The organism is Microbacterium sp. 71-23, from assembly GCF_001897265.1.
In the GTDB taxonomy this organism is placed as follows: domain Bacteria; phylum Actinomycetota; class Actinomycetes; order Actinomycetales; family Microbacteriaceae; genus Microbacterium; species Microbacterium ginsengisoli.
Genome location: NZ_MKSL01000011.1, coordinates 186,125 through 205,353 on the forward strand (window position 1 = coordinate 186,125; position 19,229 = coordinate 205,353).

21 protein-coding genes and 1 tRNA gene are annotated in these 19,229 nt (G+C 70.3%); 13 read left to right on the forward strand and 9 right to left on the reverse strand.

What is annotated here, in order from left to right; genetic code table 11:
- Positions 1-5: 5 nt before the first annotated feature.
- Positions 6-1,412: an aldehyde dehydrogenase family protein gene (locus tag BGO15_RS03415; protein WP_045248589.1), complete on the forward strand. Its 1,407-nt coding sequence runs from the start codon at positions 6-8 to the stop codon at positions 1,410-1,412.
- 5 nt (positions 1,413-1,417) lie between these two features.
- Positions 1,418-2,152 carry an SDR family NAD(P)-dependent oxidoreductase gene (locus BGO15_RS03420; RefSeq protein ID WP_235557419.1) on the forward strand — a complete coding sequence of 245 codons (735 nt, stop codon included), beginning with the start codon at positions 1,418-1,420 and terminating at the stop codon, positions 2,150-2,152.
- 115 nt (positions 2,153-2,267) lie between these two features.
- On the opposite strand, the gene BGO15_RS03425 is transcribed toward BGO15_RS03420, so the two are convergent.
- Positions 2,268-2,714, reverse strand: a complete 447-nt coding sequence (locus tag BGO15_RS03425) for an SRPBCC family protein (protein ID WP_056210206.1) — start codon at positions 2,712-2,714, stop codon at positions 2,268-2,270.
- Positions 2,715-2,728: 14 nt separating this feature from the next.
- A complete protein-coding gene (locus tag BGO15_RS03430) occupies positions 2,729-3,286 on the reverse strand; it encodes a TetR/AcrR family transcriptional regulator (RefSeq protein WP_056210204.1) in 558 nt (185 codons plus the stop codon).
- 118 nt (positions 3,287-3,404) lie between these two features.
- Between BGO15_RS03430 and BGO15_RS03435 the strand changes: the two genes are divergently transcribed.
- The 4 genes from BGO15_RS03435 (at position 3,405) to BGO15_RS03450 (ending at position 6,762) form a co-directional block, all read left to right on the forward strand.
- On the forward strand, positions 3,405-4,367 hold the full coding sequence (locus BGO15_RS03435; RefSeq protein WP_056210202.1) for an alpha/beta hydrolase: 963 nt from the start codon (positions 3,405-3,407) through the stop codon (positions 4,365-4,367).
- 82 nt (positions 4,368-4,449) lie between these two features.
- Entirely contained in the window at positions 4,450-5,418 is a 969-nt protein-coding gene (locus BGO15_RS03440; RefSeq protein WP_056210200.1) for a hypothetical protein, read from the forward strand.
- A gap of 85 nt (positions 5,419-5,503) precedes the next feature.
- Positions 5,504-5,962, forward strand: a complete 459-nt coding sequence (locus tag BGO15_RS03445; RefSeq protein ID WP_056210198.1) for a DUF6069 family protein — start codon at positions 5,504-5,506, stop codon at positions 5,960-5,962.
- A gap of 38 nt (positions 5,963-6,000) precedes the next feature.
- Complete coding sequence (locus BGO15_RS03450) at positions 6,001-6,762, forward strand: potassium channel family protein (protein ID WP_056210197.1); 762 nt, start codon at positions 6,001-6,003, stop codon at positions 6,760-6,762.
- Between the two features lie 4 nt (positions 6,763-6,766).
- On the opposite strand, the gene BGO15_RS03455 is transcribed toward BGO15_RS03450, so the two are convergent.
- From BGO15_RS03455 to BGO15_RS03465, 3 genes are all read right to left on the reverse strand, one after another.
- Positions 6,767-7,996, reverse strand: a complete 1,230-nt coding sequence (locus tag BGO15_RS03455) for an LCP family protein (protein ID WP_056519136.1) — start codon at positions 7,994-7,996, stop codon at positions 6,767-6,769.
- A 125-nt stretch (positions 7,997-8,121) separates the two neighbouring features.
- Positions 8,122-8,466 (reverse strand): histone-like nucleoid-structuring protein Lsr2, encoded by a 345-nt coding sequence (locus BGO15_RS03460; protein WP_056210377.1) that lies wholly within the window; start codon positions 8,464-8,466, stop codon positions 8,122-8,124.
- Positions 8,467-8,879: 413 nt separating this feature from the next.
- Positions 8,880-9,398 (reverse strand): methylated-DNA--[protein]-cysteine S-methyltransferase, encoded by a 519-nt coding sequence (locus tag BGO15_RS03465; RefSeq protein WP_056210195.1) that lies wholly within the window; start codon positions 9,396-9,398, stop codon positions 8,880-8,882.
- 130 nt (positions 9,399-9,528) lie between these two features.
- On the opposite strand from BGO15_RS03465, the gene BGO15_RS03470 reads away from it, so the two are divergent.
- On the forward strand, positions 9,529-13,287 hold the full coding sequence (locus BGO15_RS03470; RefSeq protein ID WP_416361449.1) for an AAA family ATPase: 3,759 nt from the start codon (positions 9,529-9,531) through the stop codon (positions 13,285-13,287).
- A 4-nt stretch (positions 13,288-13,291) separates the two neighbouring features.
- Complete coding sequence (locus tag BGO15_RS03475; RefSeq protein ID WP_045248597.1) at positions 13,292-13,480, forward strand: hypothetical protein; 189 nt, start codon at positions 13,292-13,294, stop codon at positions 13,478-13,480.
- Positions 13,481-13,496: 16 nt separating this feature from the next.
- Here the strand turns inward: BGO15_RS03475 and mscL are convergent, their stop codons facing one another.
- Genes mscL through BGO15_RS03490 form a run of 3 tightly spaced genes read right to left on the reverse strand, consistent with a single transcriptional unit; the run spans position 13,497 to position 14,846 of the window.
- Entirely contained in the window at positions 13,497-13,925 is a 429-nt protein-coding gene (gene mscL, locus BGO15_RS03480; RefSeq protein ID WP_045248598.1) for a large conductance mechanosensitive channel protein MscL, read from the reverse strand.
- Between the two features lie 33 nt (positions 13,926-13,958).
- Positions 13,959-14,234 carry an FmdB family zinc ribbon protein gene (locus BGO15_RS03485; protein ID WP_056210193.1) on the reverse strand — a complete coding sequence of 92 codons (276 nt, stop codon included), beginning with the start codon at positions 14,232-14,234 and terminating at the stop codon, positions 13,959-13,961.
- Positions 14,235-14,249: 15 nt separating this feature from the next.
- Positions 14,250-14,846, reverse strand: a complete 597-nt coding sequence (locus BGO15_RS03490) for a 5-formyltetrahydrofolate cyclo-ligase (protein ID WP_056210192.1) — start codon at positions 14,844-14,846, stop codon at positions 14,250-14,252.
- 39 nt (positions 14,847-14,885) lie between these two features.
- On the opposite strand from BGO15_RS03490, the gene galU reads away from it, so the two are divergent.
- From galU to BGO15_RS03515, 5 genes are all read left to right on the forward strand, one after another.
- Positions 14,886-15,773 carry a UTP--glucose-1-phosphate uridylyltransferase GalU gene (galU, locus tag BGO15_RS03495; RefSeq protein ID WP_056210190.1) on the forward strand — a complete coding sequence of 296 codons (888 nt, stop codon included), beginning with the start codon at positions 14,886-14,888 and terminating at the stop codon, positions 15,771-15,773.
- Positions 15,774-15,804: 31 nt separating this feature from the next.
- Complete coding sequence (locus BGO15_RS03500; RefSeq protein ID WP_056210188.1) at positions 15,805-16,434, forward strand: GNAT family N-acetyltransferase; 630 nt, start codon at positions 15,805-15,807, stop codon at positions 16,432-16,434.
- Positions 16,435-16,499: 65 nt separating this feature from the next.
- Positions 16,500-17,429 carry a hypothetical protein gene (locus tag BGO15_RS03505; protein ID WP_056210186.1) on the forward strand — a complete coding sequence of 310 codons (930 nt, stop codon included), beginning with the start codon at positions 16,500-16,502 and terminating at the stop codon, positions 17,427-17,429.
- 80 nt (positions 17,430-17,509) lie between these two features.
- Positions 17,510-17,585, forward strand: a tRNA-Ala gene (locus BGO15_RS03510).
- Positions 17,586-17,668: 83 nt separating this feature from the next.
- Positions 17,669-18,754, forward strand: a complete 1,086-nt coding sequence (locus BGO15_RS03515) for a zinc-binding metallopeptidase family protein (protein ID WP_273190474.1) — start codon at positions 17,669-17,671, stop codon at positions 18,752-18,754.
- A gap of 12 nt (positions 18,755-18,766) precedes the next feature.
- Here BGO15_RS03515 and BGO15_RS03520 read toward each other — a convergent pair whose 3' ends face one another.
- The gene (locus tag BGO15_RS03520; protein ID WP_045248612.1) at positions 18,767-19,135 is read right to left on the reverse strand and encodes a response regulator; all 369 of its coding nucleotides are present in this window, start codon (positions 19,133-19,135) and stop codon (positions 18,767-18,769) included.
- Positions 19,136-19,229: the final 94 nt, after the last annotated feature.

Sequence of the window (19,229 nt, forward strand, 5' to 3'; positions counted from 1 at the left end):
AGGAGATGAGAACGATGAACCCCCTTCTGCAGCGCGTCAGCGTCGACGGCGGACGCCCGATTCCGGATGCCGCGACCGGCGAGACCATCGGCTACGCCCCCGAGCACGTCGTGAACGACCTCGAGGCGCTGATCACGAGGGCACGCATCGCGCAGCCGGCATGGGCAGCACTACCCGCCAGCGAGCGCGGCGCGCTGCTGCATGCGGCGGCCGAGCGGGTCGCGCTCGTCGCCGACGAGCTGGCCGACGCGGTCTCGCGCGAACAGGGAAAGCCGCTCAACGGCATCGGCGCCCGCGTCGAGGTGGGGGCGGTGCAGGGCTGGCTCCATGTGAACGCCGACCTCGAGGTGGCCCCCGAAGTGCTCGTCGACGACGCCGAGAACTACTCCGAGCTCATCTACAAGCCGGTCGGTCTCGTCGGCGCGGTGGGTCCGTGGAACTGGCCGCTCATGATCACGATCTGGCAGATCGCCCCGGCGCTGAAGATGGGCAACGCGGTCATCGTGAAGCCGTCGGAGTACACACCGCTGAGCGTGCTGGCGCTCGTCAGCATCTTGAACGAGGTGCTTCCCGAGGGGGTGCTGCAGGTCATCTCGGGCGGCCGGGCGGTCGGTGCGGCGCTGACGTCGCACCCCGCCTTCGGGAAGATCATGTTCACCGGTTCGACCGCGACGGGCAAGGCTATCGCCGCGGCATCCGCTCAGAACCTCACTCGGCTCACGCTCGAACTCGGCGGAAACGACGCCGGCATCGTGCTTCCCGGCACCGATATCGACGCCCACCTCGACGCGCTGTTCTGGGGCGCGTTCATCAACACCGGGCAGACGTGCGCCGCGCTCAAACGCCTGTACGTGCATGAGTCGCAGTACGAGCAGGTGCTCGACGCTCTCGCCCGCAAGGCCGCCGCAACCCCGATGGGGCGCGGCGTCGACGAGTCGAACGAGCTCGGTCCGCTGCAGAACGCGATGCAGTTCGACATCGTCGCGCGCCTCGTCGACGACGCGCGCGCCCGCGGACGCCGCATCGTGACCGGCGGCTCGCCCGCGCCACATCTCGGGCGCACGTTCTTCGAGGCGACGATCGTCGGCGACGCTGTCGACGGCGACCCGATCGTCGACGAGGAGCAGTTCGGGCCGGTGCTTCCGGTGATCCGCTACGACACGGTCGAGTCGGCGATCGCGTCGGCCAATCGACTGGATGCCGCACTCGGCGCGTCGGTGTGGGGCGACGATCCCGCGCAGACCCGTGAGGTGGCGCTGCGGCTCGAGGCCGGCACCGTGTGGATCAACAAGCACGGCGGGATCCACCCGATGGTGCCGTTCGGCGGCATCAAGGGATCGGGATACGGCATGGAGTTCGGGTTCGAGGGGCTGAAGTCCGTGGCGGTGCCGGTCGTCATCACGTCGCGATGAGCGTCATGCGCACCGCTCTCGTCACCGGCGCGGGCCGGGGCATCGGCCGCGCGTGCGCGCTCGCGCTCGCCGAGACGGGGGTGGCGGTGCTGGTGACGGACCGCGATGGCGATGCCGCGGACGCTGTGCGTGCGGAGATCGCGGATCGGGGCGGCGTGGCGCTGGCCCAGGCGCTCGACACGACTTCGACTGAGGAGCACGCGCGCGCCATCGACCTCGTGCGCGCGCACTGGGGCGGGCTGGACGTGGCGGTGAACAACGCCGGGATCACGCAACCGGCGACGGACACGGCGGACATCTCGCCGGCGCAGTGGCGCCGCGTGCTCGACGTCAACCTCGATGGCGTCTTCTACGGCGTGCGCCTCCAGCTCCCCGCCCTGCTCGAGCGCGGCGGGGGAGTGATCGTCACGATCTCCAGCCTCGGCGGTGTGCGGGGGCTCGTCGGGATGTCTCCCTATGCGGCCGCGAAGCACGCGATCAACGGCCTGATGAAGACGGTCGCACTCGAGTACGGAAGTCGCGGTGTCCGGGCGTTGGCTGTCGGGCCGGCCTACGTCGCCACCGGTCTCGAGCGCAACCTGCCCGCGGACGTGCAGGCGAGCCTGCCCGGCCTGCACGCACTCAACCGCATCGGCCAACCGGAGGAGATCGGGGCGGCCGTCGCCTGGCTCGCCAGTCCGGCGGCAAGCCTCATCACAGGGTCGTACATCCCCGTCGACGGCGGCTACCTGGCGCGCTGATCGGCTGAGCGCCGCCAGAGAGCGCACGGCGGGTCGCCGCGAACCCGGCATCGCGCGTCGGCATCGATGATCGCCGCTGACGCGCGGGATGGCCCGGCGCCCGCGTGCCTCCCGCTCAGCCCCCGCCCGCCTGCAGGAGGTGCGCGTTGCGCTGCCGGATGAGTCGGCGCAGGTACGGCACGAGCACGAGGCGCTCGGCGACCGCGCCGAAGACGGGGGAGGTGACCTCGATCACGTCGGTCATCACCGTCCCCGCGCCGTCGTGCTCGAAGAGGTGTTCGTGCCGGAACCGCCGGAACGGCCCGCTGACCTGTTCGTCGACGAATCGGTGCGGTCGATCCAGCGAGCTGATCCGGGAGGTCATCGTGATCCATACGCCGAAGTGGCGTGCGCGCCATGTCACGGTCTCGTCGAGCCCGATGCGTCCGGAGGTGGTTCCGGCGATGGCGCGCTCACCGGCGTCCGCCATCGACGCGAGGTGCAGGTCGATGCTGAGGGAGAGGTCGAAGCGGTCGTCGACGGGCACATCGGTGCGAGTGACGATGGTGAATCCGGATGCCACGTCCCGCCGCCCGCTCAGCCCGCCAGGGCGGCGTCGATGAGGGTCGCCGCCGCGGCGCGGGCCTGCGCCGCGGCATCCGTTGTTCCGGCGATGGCGGCTGTGGTCTGGGCGCCCTCGGCGAGGATCGCGAGCTGCGGGGCGAGGGTCGCGGGCGCACCGGCGTCGGCGACGAGCTCGGCGACGTACCGCTGGAAGTCGATCTTGTGCTCGCGCACGGTCCGGGCGACGGCCGGGTTGGCAGCTCCGAGCTCGGCGAACGCGTTGATGAACCCGCACCCGCGGAAGTCGGCCTCGTCGAACCAGCCGGCGAGGTAGTCGTAGACCGCGAGCAGCCGCTCGCGCGGGTCGCTGATCGCGTCGACCGCGCCGGTGACGCCGTCCGTCCACATGCCGTGGCGCTTGTCGAGCACGGCGAGGATCAGGTCGTCCTTCGACGCGAACTCCTTGTAGAGGGCCCGCAGTGAGACACCGGCGGCGTCGCGCACGGCGTCCATGCCGACCTGGCCGATGCCGCGCGTGTAGAAGAGGCCGTCCGCGGCGTCGACGATGTGCCCCCGAACCTCATCGCTCATGAGGGCAGTCTACTTGACAGTGAGAACGAGCGTTCTCTACAGTGGGGATCACGCGATGAGAACGAGCGTTCTCACTCTCTCGACCCCGAGACGCGCCCCACGAAGGAGACACCGGATCATGGCTGGAAACCCCCACAAGCTCGCCCTCGAGCCCGCCGCGCAGGCGTTCGTCGACGCCACCAGCGAGCCCCCGTTCCTCTACCAGCTCGCCCCCGCCGACGGTCGCGCCGCCGTGGACGGCGTGCAGGACGAGCCCATCGAAGAGCCCGAGATCGACGAGGAGTGGGTCGAGATCGCCGGCGGACCCTCGGGTTCGGTGAAGGTTCGCATCGTGCGCCCCGCCGGCGCCACCGGTGTGCTGCCGGTCGTGCTCTACACGCACGGCGCGGGCTGGGTCTTCGGCGACGCGCACACCCACGACCGTCTCGTGCGCGACCTCGCCGTCGGTGCCCGTGCGGCCGTCGTGTTCCCCGAGTACGACCGTTCGCCCGAGGTGCGCTACCCGCACGCCATCGAGCAGGTCTGGGCGACCGCGCAGTGGATCGTCTCCGACGGGGCATCCCATGACCTGGATGCCGCCAAGCTCGCCGTTGCCGGCGACTCGGTCGGCGGCAACATGACCGCCGCGCTCACCCTCCTCGCCAAGCAGCGCGGGGGCGTCTCGCCGGTCGCGCAGGTGCTCTTCTACCCTGTCACCGACGCCGCGTTCGACACGCCGTCGTACGAGACGTTCGCCGAGGGATACTTCCTCGCCCGCGACGGCATGCGCTGGTTCTGGGACCAGTACACGACGAGCGAGAGCGACCGCGCCCAGATCACCGCGTCGCCGCTGCGCGCCGAGCTGTCCGACCTCGCCGGCCTTCCGCAGGCGCTCGTCATCACGGCAGAGGCCGATGTGCTGCGCGACGAGGGCGAGGCCTACGCGGCGAAGCTCCGCCAGGCGGGCGTTCCCACGACCGCCGTGCGCTACCAGGGCATCGTGCACGACTTCGTCATGGTGAACTCCCTGCACGCCACGCAGGCCGCGACAGCCGCGGTCGCTCAGGCGGTCTGGTTCCTGCGTCAGGCGTTCTCGGCGTAACGCGGGGGAGGTTCCGACGGATCGCAGTAGAGTCGGCGGTGACCAACGGAGGTTTCCGGGCGGGGGGATCGAAGGGGGACGCATGGACACGGTCGTGCTCATCGCCGTTCTCTTCGTCGTCAGCGCCGTGGTCTTCGCGATCGTCGGAACCTCCTCGACCCGCGCCGCGGGAGCCGCAGCGGATGCGCAGCGGCTCATCCGGGCGGCCGGCGCAGCCGGCGTCGCCGCCGTCGCGTCGACGCTGCTCTATCTGCTCTACGCGGCCACTCCGGCTCTCACGACACTGATCCTCGGTGACGTGGCCATGGTCACCGCTCCGGCGCTGATCTGGTTCGCGCTGCCGGCACCGAGAGCGGTGCGCACTGCGCGTGCCGCCGTCTCGGTGGCGTTGCTTCTCACGGTGTGGATGACGTCGGCCACGGCGCCGGTCGCCACCTCGGTGCTGGTCAAGACGATTGCGCTCGTCGTGATCACGGCCGGGGTGGCGATCGCCGTGCGGCGACGCGAGATGCGCGGCCGGCCCGGCGCGACGACGCTGTTCGCCACATTCGCGGGGTACGCCCTGTACTCGCTCGTGCGTGTGGTGCTCGGGATCGTCGCCGTCACCGGCGCGGCCCCGATCTCGAGCGACCTGTCGACGAACCTCACCAGCCTCGCGGGTGTGGCCGCGGTCATCGGAACGGGCATCGGATGCGTGCGCTTCGCGCGCACGAACCCCTCCTCGCGGGTCGCGCGGCCGGCGGCGCGGCTCGCCGGTGACGCAACGGCGACCGCGTGGACCGTGCGCGTCGCCGCTCCCGGGTCGCCCGATGAGCCTCCCCTCGGAGCAGCCGAGCTGCTCGGAGCCGTGAAGGACCTGGATGCCGCGGCCACCCCGCACCCGAGCGGCCACGTCGTGTTCCGCTCGACGCTTCCGCCCGACGCCGTGCGCGACATCCTCGTTCAGCGACTGGCACTCGCCGCGCACATCCCGCGCAGCGACGTGGCGAGCAGACTCACGATCGAGGCCGGGCCGGAGCCCGGCGCTGCGGGGGGTTCCGCCCCGGAGTGAGGCGCGACATCCTCAGTCTCATCTGGGAACCGCGCCGCTACCGTTCGCCGAGGACGCGCACGGGGCGCGACGGAAGGGACCTGTCATGAGCGCAGGATCGACGCGTACGGCACCGTTCGGACTCGACCTCCCGATGGGGCGTGCTCAGCCGTCGGCGGTGCGCACGGTGATCGCGATCGTCGTCGCCGTGGTCGGCTCGATCGCCGCATGCGCCGTGCTCGCCGCGCTCGGGCCGATCGTGTTCCCGCGCACCGCCGGCTATGAGCACTACGCCTTCGCGGACTACGCCAAGCTCACGACGATCGGCGTGATCGGGGCCGGCATCGGCTGGCCGATCGTGACCCTCTTCTCGACCCGCGCCGCGCGGCTCTATCTCTGGCTCGCGATCATCGTGACCGTCGTCTCCTTCGCCCCCGATCTCTGGATCTGGTGGAAGGGTCAGGACGGCCAGGCGGTGTTCGTGCTGATCGTCATGCACGTGGCCGTCGCGGCGGTCACCTACCCGGCGATGGTGCTCATCGCGCCGCAGCGCCGCCGCGCCTGACGACGCGAGGTCATCCGCAGGCGCGCGATAATCGCCGCATGTACGGGGAACGGTATGAACGCTGGCGGCGACTGACGGAGTGGCCGCTCACGGCGGGCGGGAGCCTCTTCCTGCTGCTGTACGCCATCAATGTGCTCGCGCGCCCGACGGGCGGAGTCGCGATCGGTGTCACCGCGTTGCTGGTGGCGACGTGGCTGTTCTTCTTCGTCGACTACGTCGTGCGACTGGTGCTCGCCGAGCAGCGACGCCGGTGGTTCGTGCGACATCTGCTCGATCTCGCGGTCGTCGTGCTGCCGATGTTCGGCACGCTGGAGGTCATCCGGTACCTCATGGTGTTCGCGCTGATCCAACGAGGCACGGGGTCGATCCTGCGGGGGCGCGTGATCGTGTACGCGGCGGGCACCACGGCGCTGACGGTGTTCGTGAGCGCGCTCGCCGTGTACGACGTCGAACGCGGAAGCCACGGGCCGATCGTCACGTTCGGCGACGCGATCTGGTGGGCGTGCACGACGATCACGTCGGTCGGCTACGGCGACTACTACCCGGTGACGACCACCGGTCGCATCGTGGCGATCGCGCTGATGGTGGGCGGCATCGCGCTCATCGGCGTCGTGACCGCGACCATCGCCTCGTGGATCATCGAACGCGTGGCGGCGTCCTCTCTCGCACCTCCCGTGCCGGCAGAGCTCGTCGCGCAGCTGCGGGACGAGATCGCGGCGCTCCGCGCCGAGCGACAGGCGGATGCCTCGGCCGCGCCGCCGTCCGCCGGCGTCACGCGGGTCGTCGACCCGCCGGCATGAGCGGTCAGTTCACGCAGGGGAGCACGCCGGATTCCATGGGCTGCTGCGAGTTCGTGTAGGTCTGCGAGGTCGGCGCCGGAGTGGGCGCGGCGGATGCGGTCGAGCTCGACGTCGCCGTGGGCGCGGGGGTCGCTGTGGCGGTGGGCGGGTTGATGAGGTTCTGCACGATGGCGGCGATCTTCGTCTGGTCGACGATGTTGACGCTCTGACCGTCGATGGTGCCGAACTTCTCGATCGGGAGGGTCTGGAACGTGATGTCGCCTCCGGCCAGCCGCTGCGCGTCGCTCGCGAGACTCAGCAGGTCGAACCCGGAATCGAGTGCGACGTACTGCTTCGCGGTGTCGATGAGCGTCTGCAACGTGCCGAGGTTCGTGAAGGTCTGCGTCTGCTTGAGCTTCAGCGCGAGCGAGACCATGAACGCCTGCTGGCGACGTGTGCGGTCGAGGTCGGTGAGGAAGACGTTCTTGTACTGCGTATCGCGGCGCTGGCGCACGAAGGCCATCGCCTGCGAGGCATCCAGCTGCTGCACGCCAGCGGGGAAGTTCGCGCCCGAGTAGTAGTCGGCGGTCGCGTGGTTGAGGCAGACGGTGATCGGCTGAACGGCCTGGGCGACGCGATAGAACGCCGCCATCGTCACCTCGACGAAGTGGTCGATGCGCACCCCGCCGAGGAACTGCGAGACGGTCTGGATCTCTGCTTCGCGGGCGTCGTCGCGCGCCTGCTGGTAGGCGGTCGCCTTCGGCGTGCCCTTCGCGAGCAACGCGTTGTACGAGGCATCCAGTGTGCGGCCGTAGTCCTCCTTGATCTTGCCGTGCGTGACGCCGGCGGGCTTGTTCGCGTAGGCCACGTAGTCGTCGCGGGGGATCGATACACCGACCGCGGGGCCGCCTCCGGCGGGGATGTGGATGTACATCAGCACGTTGGTGTTGTAGCCGCCGACGCTCTCGTCCTCCGCGTGGATGGCGTTGTAGATGTCCTGCGGGTAGGGGTTGCCATCCTCATCGACGCGGCTGTCGAGGCCCATCACGAGGATGTTGACCTCGCCGGTGTTCTGCGCGACGCCGCCGTCGGGCATCGAGATGTCCGATCGGTGGATGCCGTTCAGGTCGGCGAGGGTCATCACGATGCCGACCGCGGCGACGATCACGGCGATCGTGACGACGGCGAGGGCGCTGAAGATGATCCGGCGGCGGATGATCACTCGACGGGAGACGGGCTTCGAACGGCGTGACACCGCCTCATCGTGACGGCGTGCGCTTATCTACCGCATGTGAATGTGCTGTCGGGAACCTGGATGCCGCGGCGCGAACGCCGAACGCCGGGTCGCACCTCGTGCGGCCCGGCGTTCGTGGGGTGGAGTCAGTGTGCGGCGTCGTACGCGTCGAGAACCTGAGCGGGAACGCGCCCGCGCTCGGAGACGGTGAAGCCGTTCGCTGCGGCCCACGCGCGGATCGCGGTGTAGTCGCGCTGCGCTCCGGCCGACTTCCGCTTGCGGGCGCCCGCGGATGCCGACGACGTCGATGTCGACCGGCCGGCGCTCACGTACGGGGCGAGGATGTCGCGGAATGCCGCGGCGTTCGCGTCGGAGAGGTCGAGTTCATATGCGCGACCATCGAGAGAGAAATTCACGGTCTCTCCCTCGCCGATTTCAAGGACGGTTCCGTCGATATCGTCGACGAGTTGATGCACAATTCTGCGAGCCATGGTCATAACAGTACGTTCTTTGCTCGTGTTATTCGGCGACGCGCCCGAAATGTCAGAAAATCCATCGATCTCGACACGACCGCCCGCGTGATCACCGTCGACGGTGCGGCGCTGCCGTCCGTAGCCCCCGGAATACCGCGAGTTTCGGCGGCTGAGTGAATGCGCCGGCCGTGATGTTCCCCCATTCGACGACGCGGATATTCCGGAGGAATGGCGGATGCCGCCCGCCGCCCGTCGCTCCATCGGAAGGACCGAAATGCATGTGCCGTGCCGAATGCGTGAATTCGACTCTTGTCGCGGAAGCGCCACAGAATCGCGCGCGGGGTGAAAAGAGTCCACGGCGGTCTGTGCGCTGTCGCCGACGTCGACGTAGATGGCGACGACGTCGAAGAAGAGCCCGGGCGGCGGCCGGCCTACACGGACGCGCCGGCCCGGGAGCGTTCGAGATCGATGAGCTGCTGCTTGATCTCGGGATGTCCGCCGTAATCGCCGATCGAGCCGTCGGCGCGCACGACGCGGTGCACGGGTACGACGATCGAGAACGGACTGAGCCGGCACGCGGTTCCCACCGCGCGGTGAGCGCGCGGGCGACCGGCCATCACGGCGACCTCGCCGTAACTCGCCGTCTCGCCGTAGGGGATGTCACCGACGGCCTGCAGGGCCTCGCGGGTGAAGCCGTCGGTGAGGCGCCAGTCGAGAGCGAGCCGACACGGGTCGCTTCCGCCGTCGAAGTATCCGTCGAGCCATGCGGTGAGCTCGGCGGCGGGTCGCTCGTCGTGCACCGGTTCGGCGTGAAGCGCGAGCGAGATCTCGGCGATCGCGACATCGAGCGGTCGGTGCAGCACCTCAAGGGCGACGAGCCCTTCAGACGTGTGCACCATGAGCACTTCGCCGACGGGTGTCGGGTGAGTCGAGAAGGTCGGGTCCGTCATGGCTCCATCATGACGAGCGGCGACAGGGGAGTGGCATCCGACCGCTCGGTCTGAGGGAGCTGCCGCTCGTCGGCGCGCGGGGGAGGAGGCGCCGTGCGGCGTGTCGCCAATCCCGCGAAACCCGCCGGGAATGCCGGGAACCGCGGATTTGCGCCCGTATGGTGACCGTGTGTGGCGAGGCGACAGAACGGCGACGGCGAGCGAGAGCATCGCGGCGCGCGGTGAGGAACAGCCGGAGGCGGTGGCCGCGGCATCCGATGTGTTCTCCCTCGACGAGGCTCGTGCGCGGTTGCGCGCGCAGGCGACGCTCGTGGGCGGGCGGTCGACCCTGCTGCACTACGACGACACCGCCGAGAGCGGTATCGACATCACCAAGGCCCACCCCGGGAGCCTCCCGCAGTTCCTGACCGGTCGGGCGACGCTCCTGTCGAATCTGTTCCGCGACGAGGTCGCAGGCCGCACGGCGCGCATCGCCGGCGCGCGGGTCACCACCAAGCACGTCGAACTGCGCACCGCGCGCGGCCTCGACAGCGTCTTCCTCGCCGTCGGCATGGCGTCGTGGCGCATCGGTGGGCTGGTCTGCATCGCACCCGTCCTGCTGCGCCCGGTCGCGATCCGCCGCAACCAGGCCGACTTCGAGCTGAAGCTCCACGGATCGTTCGTGGTCAACCCCGAGCTGGTCGCCGCCCTCGGCACCCACTTCGGCATCCGGCTCGACGGTGCCGCGCTGGCCGCCCTCGCCATCGAGGACGGCGTCTTCAAGCCGCAGCCGGTCATCGACCACCTGCGGGCGCTCACCGCGCACATCCCGTCGTACACGGTGAAGCCGCGCCTGGTGGTCTCCAACTTCGCCGACGTCGGCTCGGCGCTGGCCCGCGACATCCCCGAGACAGGTCATCTCGCCCTCGACGCCCTGCTCGGCGAGCCCGTCTCGCGTGACCGTCTGCGCGTTCCGCGGGAGCTTCCCGCGCAGGTCGGCCCCGACGAGCGCGCGCCGTCCGCCGACCTACTGCTGCTCGACGCCGACGCGGAGCAGGAGCGCGTGCTCGCCCGCATCGGCGCGGGGCACTCGCTCGCGGTGCACACCCTGCCGGGCACCGGCGGCACCCAGACCGTCATCAACGCCCTCGGCGTGCTCGTGCGCCAGGGCAAGCGGGTGCTGGTCGTGAGCGCCCGCCGTTCGACGCTCGACGGCATCCGCCATCGCCTCGCCGGCATCGGTCTCGACGCACTCGCCATCTCTCCGCGCCACGTGCGGCGCGACCTCATCCGCGCGATCGGACGCAACGAGAAGTCGACCGCGCCGCAGGTGGCCGACATCGACGACGCGCTGCTGCGATTGCGCACGGTGCTGCGCGACTACCGCGGCGCCCTCACCGTCGACCATCCGTCACTGGGGGTCACCGCCCTCGACATCGTGCGGGAGCTCACCCGCCTCGCGCAGCTCTCGCCTGCCCCGTCGACGTCGGCCCGCTTCGATGTGGCCACCCTCGAGCGCCTCCGTGACAAGCGCCAGGCGGCGGCCGAGAAGCTGCGCGCCGTCGCACGTCTCGGCGAGTTCCGCTTCGGCCCCGACGACTCACCGTGGTACGGCGTGACGTTCTCGACCACGGATGCCGCGCGCGACGCGCACGCCCTGGCGGGCAAGCTCAGCCGTCAGGCCGTGCCGAGCCTGCTCGAGCGCGGCTACGAACTCATCGCGCAGACGCGGATGCGTCCCTTCCGCACGATCGACGAGCTGGGCGAGTTCCTGCGGCTGCTGCAGGGCATCCGCCAGTCGCTCGAGCGCTTCACGCCGACCGTGTTCGACCGGCCGCTCGTCGAGCTCATCGCCGCCCACTCGCCCCGTCGCGACGTCGGGATGTCGAGCGCGAACCGTCGCCGCCTGAAGAAGCTGTCGCGCGAGTACGTGCGACCGGGCGCGCACGTCACCGACATGTACGAGGCGCTGCTGCGCATCCAGCAGCAGCGCACCGAGTGGGCGCGGCTCACCGAGGCGGGCGTCATCCCCGAGGTTCCGGTGGGGCTCGCCGACGTGCACGTCGCGTGGCAGCACGTCGACGCCGAGCTCGGCGACCTCGACCGCATCCTGCAGCGTGACGAGGCCCACCGCCTCGCCGCCCTTCCGCTGCCTCAGCTGCTGCGCACCCTGGCGGGGCTCGCGGCCGAGTCGGCGTACTTCGACAACCTGGTCGAGCGAGCCGGCATCCGCACCGATCTCGCGCGCGGCGGACTCGAGCCGCTGATGACCGACCTCTCGGTGCGTCACGTTCCCGAGGGCCAGGTGGGCGCCGAGCTCGAGTTCGCCTGGTGGCAGTCGGCGCTCGAGCACCTGCTGCGCACCGACCGGGCGCTGCTCGGCGCGAACACGTCGGTCGTCGATCGTCTCGAGCGCGACTTCCGGTTGGTCGACGAGGCGCACGCCGCGGCATCCGGCCCGCTCCTGGCGGCGCAGCTGGCGACTCAGTGGCGCATCTCGCTCGTCGACGAGCACGACGAGGCGGTCGCGCTCAAGCAGGCGCTGCGCGACGGCGTGAACAGCGCGGGCGCGCTGGCCCGCACCGCCCCGAGCCTGATGCGCACGCTCGCACCGGTGTGGCTGGCGACCCCGTACGACGTGCCGCTGCTGCGCGACGTTCCCGACGTCGACGTCGTGATCGTGGCGGATGCGGCGGCCCTCTGCCTCGCCGAGGCGGCCCCCGCCATCCGCCGCGGCCGTCAGCTGGTGCTGGTGGGCGACCCCGTCACGCAGAAGCCCACGCCGTTCACGGTCGGGTCGGCGGCCGCGGTCGAGGCGGATGAGTTCGACGAGCCCTTCGACGAGACGTCGCTGTTCGACCGGGCCGAGGGACTCGTCGACGTCGAGACGCTCACCCGCAGCTACCGCGCCGGCGGCGAGGACCTCGCGAGCCTCGTCAACGACGCGTTCTACGGCGGCGAGATCTCGTCGCTGCCGTGGGCCGGCTCCTATCTCGGACGCGGCAGCCTCAGCGTGGACTACGTCGAGGGCGGCGTCGGCACACCCGATCCCATCTCGGGTGCCGTCGAGAGTCCCGAGGTCGAGGTCGCCCGCGTCGTGACCCTCGTCACCGAGCATGCGATCAACCGCGGCACCGAGTCGCTCATGGTCATCACGGCCTCCAAGCGCCACGCCGAGCGGGTGCGCGCGGCGGTCGAGGCCGCGTTCGCCGGTCGCTCGGATGTCGCCGACTTCCTCTCCCGCGACACCGCCGAGCCGTTCGCGGTGCTCACCCTCGAGGAGTCCGTCGCCGAGAGCCGCGACCGCGTGGTCTTCTCGCTCGGCTTCGGACTCACCCGCCACGGCCGTGTGCTCAGCGACTTCGGCGACCTGTCGACCCCCGACGGCGAACGCCTCCTGACGGTCGGGATGACCCGTGCCCGCCGCTCGATGGTGATCGTCTCGTGCATCCGGCCCACCGCCTTCGACGAAGGGCGGCTCGCGCACGGTGCGGCGACGCTCATGTCGATCCTCGGCGGTATCGCCGACCGCACCCGTCACGCCGTGTTGGAGGATCTCGCCGACCCGCTGACGAAGGTGCTCGCTCGCGAGCTGCGCGCCCGCGGCCTCGCGGTCGACGTGCACTACCGCGGGCTGCTCACCCTCGTCGCCCACCACGAGGGCAAGGCCGTGGTCGTCGAGAGCGACCCCGAGACCCAGGGGGACTCGCTGCGCGAGTCGCTGCGGCTGCGCCCGCAGATCCTGCGTCGCCTGGGTTGGCACTACGCCCGTGTGCATGCGTTCGACCTCTACAGCGACCCCGCGGGTGTCGCCACCCGTATCGCGGCGATGCTCGGCATCGCGCCGGGCACCGGCGAAGCACCCGTCATCGAAGAGGCACGCACCGCGCCGCTCGACGACCTCGGGTGAGCCGGTGAGCGGGGCGGACGACGAGCGCCAGCGCGTCGTGCGGGTGCGCGGTGCGCGGCGCGCGCGACTGACGGCGGCGCCGGGCACGAGCGGCGAGCCCGCGGCATCCGCGAACGACGACGCCGCACCCGCCCGGTCGGACGACGGTCCGAACGACGAGCGGATGCGGCGTGAGGTGCCGCCGCACTACTGAGGCGACGGTCGGGTGCTCAGGCCTTCGACTGCTGCTTCTCGAGCAAGTCGCGGATCTGCACCAGCAGCTCGGTCTCGGTGGGCAGCGGCGCCTCTTCGGCCTCGGGCTCCGCACCGATCTTGCGGCGTGCGTCGGCGCGCTCCTTGAACGAGTTCATCGGGAAGACGAAGACGAAGTAGACGACGACCGCCACGGCCAGGAAGTTGATGATCGCGCCGATCACCGCGCCGAAGGCGAAGGTGACCTCGCCGCCGCCGAGGGTCGGCACGGGAACCGCCAGCGCGTCGTTCAGGCTGTCGGCCTTGAAGAGGAGCCCGATCAGGGGGTTGATGACCGAGGCGACGATCACATTGACGATGGCGGTGAACGCAGTACCGATGACGACCGCGACGGCCAGTTCGATGACGTTGCCGCGAAGGATGAAATCTCTGAAGCCCTTGATCACGCGTGATCTCCTCACTTGCCCCGGGGGAGGCGACTAAGAGGCCGCGGGAGCGGCCGAAGACGACGTCTTCGAGTCCGATGATGGCGAAGCGCTGGTCGACCCGCCACTCTCCGCGCCGCTCGCGCTCGATCCCGAGCGCGAATCGGTGCGGTAGAAGCCGCTGCCCTTGAAAGCGACGCCGATCGACCGGTAGTCCTTGCGCAGCAGCCCGCCGCACTCGGGGCACTCGGTGAGAGAGGCGTCGGAGAACGACTGCACGGCGTCGAAGCGGTGACCGCACTGCGTGCAGGCATAGGCGTAGGTGGGCATGGAGTGAGGCCTTCCTCAGCGGCGCGCGGCCGCGAACGTGATGGTGCGGGTGGGGGTGACGACGCCGTCGACGGGTTCGTCGTGCCGGTCGCGCGGCACCTCGTCGAGGATCTCGCTGTCGAAGACGACCGCGTACACCGGCGGGCACTTCTCCATCGAGCCGATCGTCTTGTCGAAGTAGCCACGACCCCAGCCGAGTCGCATCCCGGTGCCGTCGACGGCGGCAGCCGGCACGATCATGAGGTCGACGTCGTTGACCGCGATCGGGCCGAGCAGCTCGCCGGTCGGCTCCGGCAGCCCGAACAGACCCTCGGCGACGTTCTCGTCGTCGGTGGCGACCGCCCAGTCGAGCAGTCCGTCGACGCGGGTCACGGGAAGCAGCACCCGGATGCCGCGCCGTACCGCCGCGGTCAGGAAGTCGCGGGTTCCCGGCTCGGTCGGGGTGGAGATGAAGCACGACACGCTGTGGGCGTCGACCGATGCCACGAGGGCGTCGAGCTGGTCTGAGACCCCCTGGGCCGCGGCATCCCGAGCCGCTTGCGGCAGCTGGGCGCGGCGCTCGCGCAGCTCCGCGCGCAGGGCCCTTTTCTGCGTATCGACGGGGTCGGTCATGGTCACGATTGTAGGCAGGGTGGCCGATAGGATCGGCCCATGTCTGCGCACAAGCCGTTCAAGGCTGTCATCCCCGCTGCGGGTCTGGGCACTCGCTTCCTTCCGGCGACGAAGGCCATGCCGAAGGAGATGCTGCCGGTGGTCGACAAGCCGGCCATCCAGTACGTGGTCGAGGAAGCGGCCGGTGCGGGCATCGACGACGTGCTCATCATCATGGGGCGCAACAAGACGAACATCGAGAACCACTTCGACTCGGTGCCCGAGCTCGAGCAGAAGCTGCGCGAGAAGGGCGACCTCGACAAGCTCGCGAAGGTGGAGCACTCCAGCGACCTCGCGAACATCCACCTCGTGCGCCAGGGCGAGCCGAAGGGCCTCGGCCACGCGGTGCTGTGCGCCAAGGCGCACGTCGACGACCACCCGTTCGCGGTGCTGCTGGGCGACGACCTCATCGACGAGCGCGACCCGCTGCTCACCACGATGCTGCGCGAGTACGACAAGCGCGGCGCGACGGTGATCGCGCTCATGGAGGTCGACCCCGACAGCATCCACCTCTACGGCGCGGCCTCGGTCGAGCCGACGGAGGACGCCGGAGTCGTGAAGGTCACCGGCCTCGTCGAGAAGCCGAAGAAGGAGGATGCCCCCTCCAACCTGGCGGTCATCGGGCGCTACGTGCTGAGCCCCGACGTGTTCGAGATCCTCGAGCGCACGGCGCCCGGCAAGGGCAATGAGATCCAGCTCACCGACGCGCTCGAAGAGCTCGCCGCCAACCCGGCGCAGGGCGTCTACGGCGTCATCTTCCGGGGACGCCGCTACGACACCGGCGACCGGCTCGACTACATCAAGGCGATCGTGCAGCTCGCGAGCGACCGCGACGACCTGGGCCCGTCGCTGCGCTCCTGGGTCAAGGACTTCGCCGCGACCCTGTGACGGCCGCGCACGAGACGATCGGGTCGCCGGCGTGGACCTGAACATTCCGCGGGAGCACGGAGCCATCGGGCTCCGGCTGGTTCGCCAGCGCGATGCGCGCGCCCTGCAGGACCTCCTGCTCGGCAATCGGTCGTGGCTGCGCCCGTGGGAGGCGACGAGCCCCGACGGCATCGTGTCGCTCGACATGCGGGTCGGCGTGCGCCGGCTGCTGCAACAGTACCGCGACGGCCAGGGCGTGCCGTTCGTGATGGAGTACGACGGCGAGGTCGTCGGCCAGTTGAACGTGTGGGGCGTCGCGCGGGGATCGTTGGCCTCGGCGACGATCGGCTACTGGATCGGCGAGCAGTTCGCCGGGCACGACATCACCCCGACCGCGGTCGCGATGGCCACCGACATCTGCTTCACCGAGCTGCGACTGCACCGCATGGAGATCTGCATCAGGCCCGAGAACCACGCGAGCCTTCGGGTGGTCGAGAAGCTCGGGTTCCGCTACGAGGGGCTGCGCCGCCGCTACATCCACATCAACGGCGACTGGCGCGACCACTACGCGTTCGCGCTCGTCCGTGAGGACGTCCCCGAGGGAGTGCTCGCCCGGTGGGCGGCGGGTCGTGCCCCGCAGGATGCCGCCGACATCCCTCCGCAGGACCGACTCGAGCCCTGACTGCTCCGGCTCGACACGCGCGCGCGTGACGGGGGAGCGGCAGCACTCTCCCTTACCGTGGTGCCATGGACGGGCAGTGGCTGGGTGGCGGAGTGATCGTGCTCGTCGCGGCTGCCCTGTGGCTGCTGTACTTCGTGCCCTCCTGGCACTCCACGCACCGATACAACGCCGCCGAGCGCAATGCCGTGCGCTTGGGTCAGGCGCTGCGCATCCTGGCGGAGACGAGCGACACCCCTGACGAGGTGCGCATCGAGCTCGGCGCTCGCGCGAGCCACGCGCAGCAGCGCCTCGCCCGCAAGACGATCGCCGAGCAGCAGGAGCTCGAGGCGGTGCGCGCCCAGCGCGAGCTGGACGAGACGCGCGCCCTCCTGAAGGCCGAGCGCGAGGACGCCGCCGAGCGCGCCCGCGCCGACCGACTCGCCGCCCGCATGCGGCCGGCCGCGCGACGCCGTCGTGCGCGCGTGGTCGCCTCCACGTTCGTGCTCGCCGCGCTCGCGCTCGCCGGCGTCGGCGTCTGGCAGTTGCTGACCGCGGGCACGCAGATCTACCTCTGGGCGGCGGCAGGTGTCTTCGCCGTGTCCCTGCTCGTGCTGCAGCGCATCGCGATGCTCGCGACCCGGTCGCGCCGCGTCGAGGCCGCACCCGTCGTGTCGGCACCCGTCGTGAGCGAGAGGGTGCCGGTGCCGGTGACGGATGCCGCGGCATCCGCGACCTGGGAGCCCCGCACCCTGCCCAAACCCCTCACCGCCTCGGCCGGATCGCAGGCTGCGGCCATCGTCGCCGCCGAGGAGGCGCGCGCGGCCCTGCGCCGCGCCGCGGTGGACGAGGCGAAGCGTCAGCGCGCGGCACAGGCCGCTCCGCCCTCGATCGACGTGGCGCGCGTCGCTCGCGTGGAGGCCCCCGCGCCGTCGCAGTACGCCGGCATGGGCTACGTCGACGACGCCGAGATCGAGGCGCATGTGCGCTCGCTGCTCGACGCCCGCCGCGCCGGCTGACACGACACGCGCGACGCGCCCACGGGGCCGCCTCGATGCGAGGCGCGGCCGGGCCGCGTGGTAATGTATCGGAGGTTCACGGGCCTGTGGCGCAGTTGGTAGCGCGCTTCGTTCGCAATGAAGAGGTCAGGGGTTCGAATCCCCTCAGGTCCACCACACCAGCCGAGACGCCCCCTCCAGGGGCGTTTCGCCGTTTCGGCGGAGTCGCCCTGATCCCCGCCGACCACTAGCGTGAGCACGTGAGCTCACAGCCCCGGTGCCCCCACTGCCGGCACTTCGTCTACCTCGACGCCCTGACTTGCCCGGAGTGCGAGGCGGAGCTCGGGTATCAGCTGCTCACCCAGCAGTTCTACGGGCTGCGCGACGGTCGCGTCATCATCGACGGGGAGACCTGGTACACCTGCTCGAACCGTGGCTGGCAGTGCAACTGGCTCGTGCGCGAGGACGCGCCGACCGGTCTCTGCTTCTCCTGCCGCCTCACCCGTACGCAGCCCGATGCCGACGACACCGTGGCCCTCGAGAAGCTCGCCAAGACCGAGGAGGCGAAGCGCCGTCTTGTGCTGCAGCTCGGTCAGCTGGGGCTGCCGATCGTCGGCTGGGACGTGCAGCCCGGCGGGCTCGGTTTCGATCTGCTTTCGAGCCTGTCCGACGGCAAGCGGGTGATCATCGGGCACGCGAACGGCATCATCACCATCGATCTCGCCGAGAGCCTCGACGACCGTCGTGAGGCGCTGCGGGTGCGGCTCGGCGAGCCGTACCGCACCATGCTCGGGCACCTGCGTCACGAGGTCGGCCACTACTACCAGAACGTGCTCATCACCGACGACGCCACGTGGGATCGCTGCCGTGAGCTGTTCGGTGACGAGCGCGAGAGCTATCAGGATGCCATCGCCCGCCATTACCGGTTCGGCGCGCCCGACGACTGGAACGAGTCGTATCTTTCCGAGTATGCGACCATGCACCCGTGGGAGGACTTCGCCGAGACCTTCGCCCACTACCTGCACATCACCGGCACCCTGCAGACGGCGGCGGCCATCGGCATCCATCTCGACGCCTCGGTCACCAACCTCCGCGACATCGACGTGATCCCTCGCGAGTCCTACCTCGACCAGCCGGTGCAGCCTCTGCTCAACGACTGGACCTGGATGTCGCAGGCGTTCAATCGCATCAATCGGTCGATGGGACTCGGCGACCTCTACCCGTTCGAGCACCCCGCGGCCGTCAAGCGGAAGTTCGCCTTCGTGCACGAGCTCGTCACCCGATCGCCGCTCACCCTCGACATGCAGATCGCGCTGGCTCGCCCCACCGAGGAGGCATCCGCCTGAGCGGGGGCGCCGTCAGCACTCGGCGCACAATGCCGCGACCGCGGCCAGAAGGTCCTGTCGCGAGACCGGCTTGATCATCACGCGATCGAGGCCGTGCTCGTCGGCGAAGCCGGTGCGTTCGGCGTCCGGTCGGGCGGTCATCAGTGCGAGGCGCGTGCCGGCGATCTCGGGATCGGCGCGCACCGCCTCGGCGACCTGCAACCCATCCAGGCCCGGCATCATCCAGTCGAGCAGTGCGACGTGCGGTCGGTCGCGACGGATCGCCGCGAGACCCGCCTCGCCGTCGGCGCAGGTCGTCACCTCGTACCCCGCCCTGGTGAGGCGAATCGAGGTGAGGGTGAGGATGTCCTGGTCGTCGTCGACGAGCAGCACTCGGGACATTCCGCATCCGTTCGTCCGGGTCGCGGCCGGGGCCGAGCGCGACATCCGCTTCCTCCGGCGATCATACGCTCGAACAGTGCGACCCCTGGGGTAA

Excerpts from the sequence above, each read along its gene's own strand:
- BGO15_RS03430 (WP_056210204.1), bottom strand. The coding sequence starts at position 3,286 with ATGAGCGATGAGGTTCGGGGGCACATCGTCGACGCCGCGGACGGCCTC.
- BGO15_RS03420 (WP_235557419.1), top strand. The coding sequence starts at position 1,418 with ATGCGCACCGCTCTCGTCACCGGCGCGGGCCGGGGCATCGGCCGCGCG.
- BGO15_RS03440 (WP_056210200.1), top strand. The coding sequence starts at position 4,450 with ATGGACACGGTCGTGCTCATCGCCGTTCTCTTCGTCGTCAGCGCCGTG.
- BGO15_RS03450 (WP_056210197.1), top strand. The coding sequence starts at position 6,001 with ATGTACGGGGAACGGTATGAACGCTGGCGGCGACTGACGGAGTGGCCG.
- BGO15_RS03490 (WP_056210192.1), bottom strand. The coding sequence starts at position 14,846 with ATGACCGACCCCGTCGATACGCAGAAAAGGGCCCTGCGCGCGGAGCTG.
- BGO15_RS03435 (WP_056210202.1), top strand. The coding sequence starts at position 3,405 with ATGGCTGGAAACCCCCACAAGCTCGCCCTCGAGCCCGCCGCGCAGGCG.
- BGO15_RS03415 (WP_045248589.1), top strand. The coding sequence starts at position 6 with ATGAGAACGATGAACCCCCTTCTGCAGCGCGTCAGCGTCGACGGCGGA.
- BGO15_RS03460 (WP_056210377.1), bottom strand. The coding sequence starts at position 8,466 with ATGGCTCGCAGAATTGTGCATCAACTCGTCGACGATATCGACGGAACC.
- BGO15_RS03485 (WP_056210193.1), bottom strand. The coding sequence starts at position 14,234 with ATGCCCACCTACGCCTATGCCTGCACGCAGTGCGGTCACCGCTTCGAC.
- BGO15_RS03445 (WP_056210198.1), top strand. The coding sequence starts at position 5,504 with ATGAGCGCAGGATCGACGCGTACGGCACCGTTCGGACTCGACCTCCCG.
- galU (WP_056210190.1), top strand. The coding sequence starts at position 14,886 with ATGTCTGCGCACAAGCCGTTCAAGGCTGTCATCCCCGCTGCGGGTCTG.
- BGO15_RS03465 (WP_056210195.1), bottom strand. The coding sequence starts at position 9,398 with ATGACGGACCCGACCTTCTCGACTCACCCGACACCCGTCGGCGAAGTG.
- BGO15_RS03520 (WP_045248612.1), bottom strand. The coding sequence starts at position 19,135 with ATGTCCCGAGTGCTGCTCGTCGACGACGACCAGGACATCCTCACCCTC.
- BGO15_RS03505 (WP_056210186.1), top strand. The coding sequence starts at position 16,500 with ATGGACGGGCAGTGGCTGGGTGGCGGAGTGATCGTGCTCGTCGCGGCT.
- BGO15_RS03470 (WP_416361449.1), top strand. The coding sequence starts at position 9,529 with ATGCCGGGAACCGCGGATTTGCGCCCGTATGGTGACCGTGTGTGGCGA.